We start from the raw sequence: 10,867 nt of genomic DNA, 5'->3' as shown, positions 1-10,867 counted from the left end.
CATGCGGTATCGCCGCTGTCAATCTTGCTGTCGGCAATGGTGGTAACGTCAACCGATGGATAGAGGAGTGCGAGCACCACGACCACCACCAGGAGTAAAAAGGGTAGGATTTTTTTCATTTCGTGTTTTTTAGTTAGGGTTAATTTAATAATCGGGGTTAATATTTTACTTATGGATGTTATAAATTCAATTATTCAATTAAAAAACAAATAAAAGGTTGCTTGTTAGAGCTTTTATCTGCAATGAATAGGTTTTAAATCATTTAATGCATAAAATTAATAGCATCAGACGTGAAATTAAATTCTATTTCATAGCTGATTTGTTATTTGGTATTGCAATATCAAAATTATTTCAATAAAAATCATTATTTTTTATCAAATTATTAAAATAAAACTATTAGTACAGATAAAGTTTGTTTGATTTGGTGAATTTATTGCAAGTATTTTAATCGGCATGCTTTAAAGAGATATGATTGAGAGTAATAAAACCCATTTACAATTATTTCCAAATAAAAAAGGGACAGGTAATAATTACCTGTCCCTTTTTTATTTGGAAATCTGTTTCTCAGTTAGTTTTCAACTGCCGAGAATATCTCTAACAATATATTCCATTTATGGCCTTTATCCATTTCCCAAACACGTACATAGTTAAAGTTACTTACTATGTTGCCTTTTTTAATGCGCGCGGTGCCATAGCTATAAGCCAGATCGCTGCTTGCCGAACGGCCTGCGTTAACACTGGCGGCTGTAATATATATGGCCTGATTTTGTACAAAGCGCATTACCTGGTCCTGGCCTGTCATTGGCTCAAAGCCCGGGAAGTAATAACGGCCTTCAGGACTTAAAAATTCTTTATAGGCACCCGCGGTTGATTTTAATAACGCGTCATTAAATTGCTTATCGGTAGCTAAAATAATGTTCTTGCCCTTAAACGGATCTTTACTGGCTGATGCTTTTACAGCTTCAGGGTCCTTAACGTCATCAATGGTTTCTTTTGTAGGCTCAGGGTGTTGAATGCCAAGGTCGATCAATAGTTTTAATTTGCCCTGGGCATCGCTGCGCCAAATTGAAACATACTCGCCATATATTTTGTCGTCATCCTTTTTACTGTTTTGATAGATGTATGGGCCTGCTGTAAATGCCAGGTCGCCACTTGCGGATATACGGGCAAATTTAGGCTGCCAGGTTAATAAGCCCGGTTGCTTGGCAATGGTGCCGTAAAATTCACTTATTTTAACCGCGTTAGGTTTAAATACAATCCCTTCAGGATCAGCAACGGCTAAAAATCCCTCTTTTATACCTTTACGTGCTATTAATTTTTCAAAAGCATTTTCGGCGGCTATAACGGTTTTTACCTCGGCAGGCGCAGCACTTGTTGCGCTTGTGGTTTGCGCTTGTACCAGCCCATTATATGTTAACAATATACCAGCGGCTAATAATAGTTTTTTCATGTATAATAATTGGTGTATGTTGAATAGTTGATGATGTTATTTAAACGAATAATATTTAATGTAATTATACCCTTCAGTAATAAACAGTTAATTTTTGGTCCAGGTGGTACCTTCTTTGCCATCTTTTAGCTGAAAGCCTATTTGCTGCAGGCCGTTCCTGATCTTGTCCGAAGTGGCGTAGTCTTTATTAACCTTGGCCTCGTTGCGCAGGTCAACAATAAAATCCATTATTTTGGGCAGGTCATCATTCTCGGTTTGTTCATCCTTTAAACCCAGTACATCAAACACAAAGGTGTGCATCATGTTTTTAAGCAGATCAAGATTTTTTTGGTCGATCTTTAACTTGCTATCATGTACCGAATTTATAATGCGCGATGCCTCAAACAGTTCGGCTATTAAAACAGGGCTGTTAAAATCATCATTCATGGCGTCATAGCAACGGTCAATAAGCGGTTGTATATCCACTTCAGTAGCCGGGCTGCTCTTTAATCCATCAAGCAAACTCAGAGCGTTCATCAGGCGTTTAAAGCCTTTTTCAGATGCTTCCATGGCCTCGTTGCCAAAGTCAAGCGTGCTGCGGTAATGCGCCTGTAACATAAAAAAGCGTACCATCATCGGGCTGTAGCCTTTGGTTAGGATGTGGTTGTTGCCCGAAAAAAGCTCGTGCGGCAAAAAGCTGTTACCCAGCGATTTTGACATTTTTTGGCCGTTAACCGTAAGCATATTGGTATGCACCCAGTAACGTGCCGGGTTTTTACCGCAGCAGGCCATGTTTTGGGCTATCTCGTTAGTATGGTGAGTTGGCACCAGATCTAACCCGCCGCCGTGAATATCAAACTGATCGCCCAGGTATTTATGGCTCATGGCCGAGCATTCCAAATGCCAGCCCGGGAAGCCCACACTCCATGGCGAAGGCCATTTCATCAGGTGTTCGGGCTTTGCCTTTATCCACAGGGCAAAATCAAGCTTGCCATGTTTCTCGTCCTGCCCGCCAAGTGTACGTGTATTGTTCAGCATATCCTCAAGGTTACGGCCGCTAAGTACACCGTAATCCTGGCTGCTGTTATATTTCTCCACATCAAAATATACCGATCCGTCAACCTCATAGGCCAGGCCCTTATCCAAAATGCCCTTTACCATCTCAATTTGCTCAATAATGTGGCCGGTTGCGGTAGGTTCAATACTTGGCGGCAGGGTGTTAAAGGTTTTCATCACTTCTCTAAAACCAACAGTATATTGCTGTACTACCTCCATCGGCTCCAGCTTTTCAAGCTTAGCCTTTTTGGTGATCTTGTCTTCTCCCTCATCGGCATCGCCCTCCAGGTGGCCGGCATCGGTAACGTTACGTACATAGCGTACTTTGTAGCCAAGGTGTTGCAGGTATCTGAAAATCAGGTCAAATGATATATAGGTGCGGCAGTTGCCCATGTGCACATCGCTGTAAACAGTGGGGCCGCAAACGTACATGCCCACATGGGGCGCGTTAAGCGGTTTAAATTCTTCTTTTTTACGTGTTAAAGTATTATAAACAAATAAGTTTTGTTTCATATAAGCGCAAACTTACAAAACCCCCTCTAAATGTATGCCCAACGCTGCCATATTTTATATAAGTATCATGATGGGCGATGCTTAATTAAGCACCATATCGCTGTAAAGTGGATAATGATCTGATAATTTTTTTTCGATGATGCGATAGCCGGCAATGTCAAACTGCGGACTGGCCAAGATATAGTCTATCTGGTAATTAGGGAAGCTGCCATTATAAGTGCGCCCCAGGCCCGAGCCTTTTTCGCGGAAAGCATTTTTTAAACCTTTAGCCATGCTGTTAACCGCGAATGAGGTTGGCGTGTCATTAAAATCACCCACAATTATGTACGGGTGCGGACATGCCGAAGCGTGCTCCTTAACCTTAAAAACCTGCTCACTGCGTTTGATGAAGGCATTTTTTAGCTTTCCGCCAAGGCGGCGACTGGCTGTCATGCTGGCTTTACCTTTTTGTGATACGGTATCGAGATATCGATAATCCTCCGGGCCAAAGTTTACTGATTGTAAGTGAACATTATATATCCTGAACTTTTTGCCTTTGTAATCAAGATCGGCATAAACACACTGGTTATCGGTATTTTGGTTTGTAAAGGTAATGGAGCCGGTATTTAATATCGGGAATTTACTGAATACTGCCATGCCTATGTCCTCCTGCTCGCTGGAGTGTATGGGCTTAAAATAATAATGGCTGCTTTTCATCAGCCTGGTTAGTGAATCGGTAAGGGCATACTTGCCGCGTTTGCGGGTAAAAAACTCCTGGAAGGTGATCACATCGGCCTGCTGCTCGGCAAGCAACTTTAAAATATCATGCCTTGTGGCCGAGTCGTTCTCCTGCCCGTAAGGTTTAAAGTTATGTACATTGTAGGTAAGTATCCTGATACTGTTGGCCGTAGCTTTGCCATTGCCCGAAAAGCGAAAACCAATGTTATTGAAAAGCACATTATAGCCTACAGCTATCGCGATGAATGATAGCGCCATATAAGCGCTGCGGCGAAACAGCCAGTAAACGAGAAGCAAAATGTTGGCAAGAAGTATAAAAGGATAAGCGAGGCCAAAAAAAGCGATGATCCAGCTTTTAGCCGGATTAATTACCGGTGCCAGGTAGCTGATAAGCAGCGCGGCGCAAAGCAGGTAATTTATCCATAAAAAGATGCGGTCAATAAAACTTACTTTCTTTTTTTTAGCGTTCATCCTTGCTTGCGCGAAATAGTACTTCCTTTTCCTGGCGGGTAAGGTTATCGTATCCCGTTTGTGAAATTTTATCTAATATACGGTCAATTTCGTCCTGTGCGGGATAGGATGAAGTACTTTTTTCGGGATTTTTTGAAACCACCCTCATTTTTGGTTTCGGTTTAAACAGGTTATTAACACTGCCTACCCAATCGCTGCCGCGCTGCAAGCGTTTTATATAAATAAAGCCTAACAGCGCGCCACCCAGGTGGGCTATACTGCCACCGGCGTTGCCATATTTCGTGCTCAAAAAATCAACAACAACATAAAATATAGCTAACCACTTAAGTTTAACAGGCCCCAATAATAGCAATGAGATAGTATAATTGGGTAATAATGTAGCTGTCGCGATAATGATAGCCATTACCCCTGCCGAAGCGCCTACAACGGTACCATTGTCAACTTTAAAAGCAGGTACAGTGTTTAATGCGAGTACAAATAATAAAGCGCCAGCCAAACCGCCCATAATATAAAGGCCTATTGTACGCTTAGTGCCTAAATACTCCTCAAATATTTGCCCCATCCAGTATAGCCAAAGCATGTTGAAGAATATATGAAACACATCCGCGTGCATGAACATATAGGTCAGCGGAGTCCAAAAGCGCTTGGTTAAGATACCAAGATTAGATGGCAGGTATAAATACTCAGCAGTAAACGTTTGTATATGCTCTGATTTTAGGAACCAAAATTCAAATGTTCCCGGAATATTTATCGCCAAAAAAACAGCCACGTTTATGCCGATTATCAGGAAAAGCTTGCTTTGCGCATACTTTATTTTGTAAGTTATGTTTTCCCAGATTGTCATGGTTGATAACCCCTTTTTTACTGCTTTTAATAATACCGGTCGTTACGCCGCAAGCCCCACAACTTAATTAGCCCAAAACCTATGAGTGCCCCGCCAAGGTGCGCAAAATGAGCAACCGAGTCGCCTGCAAAACGCGCTACCCCTAAAAATACTTCTATAACTATATACACCGGAATGATGTATTTTGCTTTAACCGGAACCGGAATAAACATGATCATCAATTCGGCATTAGGATACAACAGTCCGAAAGCGATCAATACACCAAAAATAGCTCCTGAAGCACCTACCATTGATGAATAATATATACTGGCGAGTTTTTTTGCATCATCATACGATGTAGCTGCAACTGTATTTAATGTATTGTCAATATTAGCTACAGTAAAACTCCCTGTAATAGCGTGAACTTCTATAGCTTGTACCAGCATTTGCAAGGCAACGCCGCCTAAGCCACAAATAAAGTAGTAATTGAAAAAACGCTTTGAGCCCATATTGTACTCGATAATAGTACCGAATGAGTACAAAGCAAACATATTAAAGATTATATGTGCCCATCCCCCATGGAAAAACATGTATGTAACCGGCTGCCACGGTTTAAATATTGGCGAATCAAAATAATGTGCCGATACATTATTATATATACTATCAAGCAGAGGCTGTTTAAATATTATAAATGGCAGAAAGCATATAACATTAATGATAAGCAGGTTTTTTATAACCGGCGGCATGTTTGCGAAAGGTGATTGCATTTTTTATATCTTAATTATAAGGCGACGGTTTACTTTTCAAATCGCTCTAAAATTTCGTTCATGGTAAAGGTGCTGATTACCGGTTTGCCGTTTAGGGCCACATTGGGCATCTGGCAGGCAAAAAGCTGGTCTATCAGCAGGTTCATCTCTTCAAGCGATAATTTTGTGCCTGCTTTTATGGCAGCGTTACGCGCCAATGAACGGGCAAGGTTATCGCGTTTATTTAACTTTAAAATTGCCTGGTTGTTTTTAAAACCTTCCAGCAAATGCTCTAAAAGTTCGTGCTCGCTGGCATTGTTAAGGTCGGCGGGTATGCCCTCAACCACAACAGTGTTTTTGCCAAACTCGCGTATATCAAACCCTAACGATTTAATATCAGGCAACAGCTCCCTTAATAACTCAAAATCGCTGCTGTTTAGTGTAACCGATTGCGGGAAAAGACTTTGCTGGCTGGTGCCCGAGTGGCTTTCCAACTGCTGCAAAAAACGCTCGTACAAAACACGCTCATGCGCGGCCTGCTGGTTGATCAGCATAAAGCCCGATTTTATTTGCGACAGTATAAAGCGGTTATGCACCTGGAACAACTGCCTTTCGCTGGCCTTATTTATATCCTGCTCATTAATGGTTATCAACTGCTCGGTATGCAGGTCCTGCTGTATGGCCTGCTCGCGCTTGCTTATCTGGTAAAGCGTATCCCAGTTTTGCGGTACGGGCAACTGGCGATAACTGCCGTTGCCGCCGCCGCCATTGCTCCTGGTTAAATTACTGTCGCGCAAAAATGGGTGTTCCTCACGTGCAGGTTGCCTGGCTTCGGTAGCAAAGGGGTTAAAGTCCGGGTTCACCGTAATGGTTGGCGGTACAATTTCGCCCAGTGGCTTTTCGGTTATCAGGTGGCCGATGCTGTTCTCCTGGTCAAAATCAATCGTCGGCGTGATGTTGTATTTGCCCAGCGCGCGTTTTACTGCCGAGCGGATTATGGCGTAAATGGCCTTTTCATCCTGATATTTAATCTCGGTTTTTGTGGGATGTACGTTAATATCGATTTTGGCCGGGTCAATATCTATAAACAATACATACAGCGGAAAGCTGTCCTCCGGCAATAACTCCTCAAAAGCAGTTAATACCGCGTGGTTAAGGTAGGCATCGCGTATAAAACGGTTGTTCACAAAAAAGAACTGCTCGCCCCTTGTTCTGCGGGCAAACTCGGGCTTGCCTACAAAACCGTGCAATTTAATGATGGTGGTATCTTCCTCCACAGGCACCAAACGCTGGTTGTAGTTGTTGCCCAGTAGGTGCACAATACGCTGTTTAAGGCCTGATGCCGGTAGGTGGTAAACCTCCTGCCCATCATGATGCAGGGTTAAAAATACCTGCGGATTAGCCAGCGCCACACGTTGAAATTCATCAATAATATGGCGCATCTCCACCGAGTTGCTTTTTAAAAAGTTACGGCGGGCAGGCGTATTGTAAAACAGGTTTTTTACAGATATGGATGTACCGGTAGCGGTAGCGCAGGGCTCCTGGCTGATCACTTCCGACCCTTCGATGGTGATACAGGTGCCCAGTTCATCCTCATGGCGGCGGCTTTTTAGCTCTACCTGCGCAATAGCCGCTATAGATGCCATGGCCTCGCCCCTGAAACCCATGGTGCGGATGGCAAACAAGTCATCAGCCTTGCGTATTTTGGAGGTGGCATGACGCTCAAAGCACATGCGCGCATCGGTCATGCTCATGCCGCAGCCATTATCAATCACCTGGATCAATGATTTACCGGCATCCTTTAAAATTAGCTGTATCTTATCGGCTCCGGCATCAATGGCGTTCTCAACCAGCTCCTTCACGGCCGATGCCGGACGCTGCACCACCTCGCCTGCGGCAATCTGGTTGGCAACGGAATCGGGTAAAAGCTGTATGATATCGGGCATGAGATAGAAAAATTAAATTCAGGGTGTAAAATTAATCAATTGACGGCATAACTTTACGGTTTGTGGATTGTAATAAAACATGCGCCTGTAAATATCAGGTTATAAAAAATATCGTTACTAATTGTATATGAGAAAAAACCACTGGGGTGCCATGCCCTTTATGTTAGCGTTGTTTGTAATGTTCAATTCGGCTTGTGCGCAAAACCCGCCCATGAGCGCCGTAACCTACCTGAGCGAAGAAAAACAAACCGAGCAAAATACCGTATTGCTGAATAACGAAGCGCAACAGGTGCCTCTTAAAAACCTTGACAGTGCCAAAGTTGCCAGCGTAAACTTCTCAAACACCTATGCCACCCAGTTTGATAGCCTGCTGAATAAATATGCCGAAGTACGTTCATTTAACGGCGCGGGCTACCTTGGCCAAAAAACAATTAACGATTTGGCGCAGGATCTGAAATTTTACAACACCCTTGTTATACAGTTAACGGATAGTGATCTTAACAATGCGCAGATACTGAATTTTATTAAACTTAACCGTAAGCTAAAAAAGGTGGTGATCGCTTTGTTTGGCAATGGCAATGCGCTAAATAAACTTAACGACGAGCAGAACCCTATTATATGGAATAGTAAGATAACACCAATATCGGCGGGCTATGTTGCACAAGCTATTTTTGGAGGTGTGCCGCTGTCGCAAAAATTGCCGCAAACCTTCTCGCCAAAATATGTGGCCAACAGCGGCTTTGCCACAGTTAAAACCCGTTTGCAATACACTATACCCGAAGCGGCCGGCATAAACTCGGCCAACCTGAACGAAATTGATGACATTGCCGCCGAGGCCATGCGCCAGCAGGCTACACCCGGTTGTGTGGTACTGGTAGCTAAGGATGGCAAAGTTATATTTAACAAGGCTTACGGTTACCACACCTATGCCGCCGATGAGCCGGATAAGATAACCGATATATTCGATCTGGCATCGGTTACTAAAATTGCCGCCACTACCATGGAGGTAATGCGCCTTACCGAGCAGGGTAAGCTCAGCCTTGATTCAACCATGGGCAGCTATGTGCCTGCCGCGCGTGCTACCAATAAAAATAATATCCGTGTGCGCGAATTGATGTTGCACCAGGCCGGTTTAGTGCCTTACATTCCTTTTCATAATGATATAAAGCCAGCAGATCACAGCAGCGATTCGTCGGCTGTGTACAACACAAAGGTAGCCGATGGTTATTTTGTACGAAAAGGATTTTATTCAGATTACATGCTGCCACGGATGCTTAAAACAAGTTTACGTACACGCGGGCAGTATGAATACAGCGATTTAAGCATGTACTTTATGAAGGAGATTGTTGAATCAATTACCGCAGAGCCCCTGAATAAATATGTGCAAACAGAATTTTACAACAAGCTGGGTATGCAAACTGCGGGCTTTTTGCCGCGCAACAGGTTTAGTGTTGACCAGATTATACCCACCGAGGATGATACCTATTTCAGGCATACGCTATTAGAAGGGTATGTGCACGATCAGGGCGCGGCATTAGCTGGCGGGGTATCAGGCCATGCCGGTTTATTTGCTGACGCGAATGACCTGGCCATACTTTTCCAGATGATGCTGAACAAAGGCAGCTACGGTGGTGTGCAATACTTTAAGCCTGAAACGGTGGAGCAATTTACAGCAAAGCAATCGGCGGTTAGTCGCCGTGGCCTGGGCTTTGACCGTTGGGACCCTATCCTGACCCGCCATTATCCATCCGAGCTGGCATCAGATCAAACTTATGGCCATACCGGCTACACCGGCACCTGTGTATGGGTTGATCCGAAATATAAACTGGTATACATCTTCCTGTCAAACAGGGTGCATCCAAAGGTAACTGAAAAATTATCGAGCCTGCGTATTCGGCCGCGCATTCAGGATGTAGTTTACAAGGCTATTGAGAAGGGGTTATAAATAATTTCATCCCGGTACGGTAAGATTAACCCGCATAGTGTATGTTTGCGGGCTAATCTCCACACCTATATTATGAACACCAAACTCATCATGACGGTTGCTGCTGTTTTTTTAGCAGCGATGGGCTTTGCTTTAAGCTTTGCTGCAGATGAAATTATAAAAGTTTTAGGTGGCACACCTACCGAAACTCAGATGTTATGCTTGCAGTTGTTAGGTGCCATGTATTATGCCTTCGCCCTGCTTAACTGGATGGCAAAGGGAGCAATTATTGGCGGTATATACAACCGCCCTGTAGCCATAGGTAATTTTACACATTTTGTAATGGGCAGTATTGTACTGACCAGGGCTGTTTTAACAAATGATACCATGCCTGCATCAATCGCGGTATTGGCAGGGCTTTATGTAGTGCTGGCTGTGCTGTTCGCCTTTATTACCTTTCGCCACCCTGGCACGGCTGATAATTAACGGACTAACTCCCGATTAACCTTTTGCTTTCCTGGTATCGGCATAGCCAAATACCCGTTGCATCAGCGTAGTTGAACGTGCCGAAAGGTTTTGGCGTATGTTCAGCTCCTCTTTGGCTATCTCTACAAATAAACCTTCAATAGCTTTTTGAGTAACATAGTCGCTCAAATCGGGGTTTATTTTTGTAACCAGCGGAACTTTGTTGTAGGCTGTAACAGCATCGCCATAATAGCGCGTTGCGCCTACTTTGGTCAGGCTGTTTTGTATCACCGGCTTAAACTTTGCGGCAAGCTGGTTAATGGTGGTGCGTTTAAAATATTGTGTAGCCGCATCCTTATCCCCCAACAAAATATTGGTGGCATCTTGCAGGGTAAGCTGCTTTATGGAGTTTATGAAAATAGGTTTAGCTTCTTTAGCGGCATCCTCGGCAGCACGGTTTAATGAAAGTATCACATTATCGCAAAGCGAATTTAAGCCTATGGAGCGTAAGGTTTTTTCGGCTTTTTGCGCTTCGGGCGGAAAAACCAGCTTAATAAGCGCGTTATCGAAAAAGCCGTTTTGTGCCGATAACTCATTAGCGCTTTTGGTAGTACCCTGCTCAAGCGCCTGCTTTAGTGCCGATGCTATTTCAAAGGCTGATGGATTGCCGATAGTTTGCCCGGCGGTTTGTGCTACCTGGTTAAGCGTATCGCAGCCTGATATAATAAACATGCCTATGAGGGCAGGGATGATAAGTAATACCTTTTTCATACTGCT

9 protein-coding genes are annotated in these 10,867 nt (G+C 43.7%); 2 read left to right on the top strand and 7 right to left on the bottom strand.

The window, feature by feature from the left end:
• Positions 1–568: 568 nt before the first annotated feature.
• From LJ707_RS16765 to mutL, 6 genes are all read right to left on the bottom strand, one after another.
• The gene (locus LJ707_RS16765; protein WP_228953143.1) at positions 569–1,450 is read right to left on the bottom strand and encodes a nuclear transport factor 2 family protein; all 882 of its coding nucleotides are present in this window, start codon (positions 1,448–1,450) and stop codon (positions 569–571) included.
• Positions 1,451–1,537: 87 nt separating this feature from the next.
• Positions 1,538–2,998 (bottom strand): cysteine--tRNA ligase, encoded by a 1,461-nt coding sequence (gene cysS, locus LJ707_RS16760; RefSeq protein WP_228953141.1) that lies wholly within the window; start codon positions 2,996–2,998, stop codon positions 1,538–1,540.
• A gap of 81 nt (positions 2,999–3,079) precedes the next feature.
• Positions 3,080–4,186 (bottom strand): endonuclease/exonuclease/phosphatase family protein, encoded by a 1,107-nt coding sequence (locus LJ707_RS16755; protein ID WP_228953139.1) that lies wholly within the window; start codon positions 4,184–4,186, stop codon positions 3,080–3,082.
• Positions 4,176–5,030 carry a rhomboid family intramembrane serine protease gene (locus LJ707_RS16750; RefSeq protein WP_228953137.1) on the bottom strand — a complete coding sequence of 285 codons (855 nt, stop codon included), beginning with the start codon at positions 5,028–5,030 and terminating at the stop codon, positions 4,176–4,178. Before LJ707_RS16750 ends, LJ707_RS16755 begins: the two co-directional genes overlap by 11 nt.
• 26 nt (positions 5,031–5,056) lie before the next feature.
• Entirely contained in the window at positions 5,057–5,755 is a 699-nt protein-coding gene (locus LJ707_RS16745) for a rhomboid family intramembrane serine protease (RefSeq protein ID WP_370632411.1), read from the bottom strand.
• 50 nt (positions 5,756–5,805) lie between these two features.
• Positions 5,806–7,701: a DNA mismatch repair endonuclease MutL gene (gene mutL, locus LJ707_RS16740; RefSeq protein WP_228953133.1), complete on the bottom strand. Its 1,896-nt coding sequence runs from the start codon at positions 7,699–7,701 to the stop codon at positions 5,806–5,808.
• Between the two features lie 127 nt (positions 7,702–7,828).
• On the opposite strand from mutL, the gene LJ707_RS16735 reads away from it, so the two are divergent.
• Both LJ707_RS16735 and LJ707_RS16730 read left to right on the top strand, forming a co-directional pair.
• Positions 7,829–9,646, top strand: coding sequence for a serine hydrolase (locus tag LJ707_RS16735; RefSeq protein WP_228953131.1), 1,818 nt, complete (start codon positions 7,829–7,831; stop codon positions 9,644–9,646).
• Between the two features lie 72 nt (positions 9,647–9,718).
• The gene (locus LJ707_RS16730; RefSeq protein WP_228953129.1) at positions 9,719–10,111 is read left to right on the top strand and encodes a hypothetical protein; all 393 of its coding nucleotides are present in this window, start codon (positions 9,719–9,721) and stop codon (positions 10,109–10,111) included.
• 15 nt (positions 10,112–10,126) lie between these two features.
• On the opposite strand, the gene LJ707_RS16725 is transcribed toward LJ707_RS16730, so the two are convergent.
• Positions 10,127–10,861 (bottom strand): DUF4197 domain-containing protein, encoded by a 735-nt coding sequence (locus tag LJ707_RS16725; RefSeq protein WP_228953127.1) that lies wholly within the window; start codon positions 10,859–10,861, stop codon positions 10,127–10,129.
• Positions 10,862–10,867: the final 6 nt, after the last annotated feature.

This window comes from Mucilaginibacter sp. UR6-1 (assembly GCF_020880975.1).
In the GTDB taxonomy this organism is placed as follows: Bacteria; Bacteroidota; Bacteroidia; order Sphingobacteriales; family Sphingobacteriaceae; genus Mucilaginibacter.
Note: the sequence above shows the minus strand (reverse complement) of the source record. Positions and strands in the feature narration are given on the sequence as shown.

Excerpts from the sequence above, each read along its gene's own strand:
- LJ707_RS16765 (WP_228953143.1), bottom strand. The coding sequence starts at position 1,450 with ATGAAAAAACTATTATTAGCCGCTGGTATATTGTTAACATATAATGGG.
- cysS (WP_228953141.1), bottom strand. The coding sequence starts at position 2,998 with ATGAAACAAAACTTATTTGTTTATAATACTTTAACACGTAAAAAAGAA.
- LJ707_RS16755 (WP_228953139.1), bottom strand. The coding sequence starts at position 4,186 with ATGAACGCTAAAAAAAAGAAAGTAAGTTTTATTGACCGCATCTTTTTA.
- LJ707_RS16750 (WP_228953137.1), bottom strand. The coding sequence starts at position 5,030 with ATGACAATCTGGGAAAACATAACTTACAAAATAAAGTATGCGCAAAGC.
- LJ707_RS16745 (WP_370632411.1), bottom strand. The coding sequence starts at position 5,755 with ATGCCGCCGGTTATAAAAAACCTGCTTATCATTAATGTTATATGCTTT.
- mutL (WP_228953133.1), bottom strand. The coding sequence starts at position 7,701 with ATGCCCGATATCATACAGCTTTTACCCGATTCCGTTGCCAACCAGATT.
- LJ707_RS16735 (WP_228953131.1), top strand. The coding sequence starts at position 7,829 with ATGAGAAAAAACCACTGGGGTGCCATGCCCTTTATGTTAGCGTTGTTT.
- LJ707_RS16730 (WP_228953129.1), top strand. The coding sequence starts at position 9,719 with ATGAACACCAAACTCATCATGACGGTTGCTGCTGTTTTTTTAGCAGCG.
- LJ707_RS16725 (WP_228953127.1), bottom strand. The coding sequence starts at position 10,861 with ATGAAAAAGGTATTACTTATCATCCCTGCCCTCATAGGCATGTTTATT.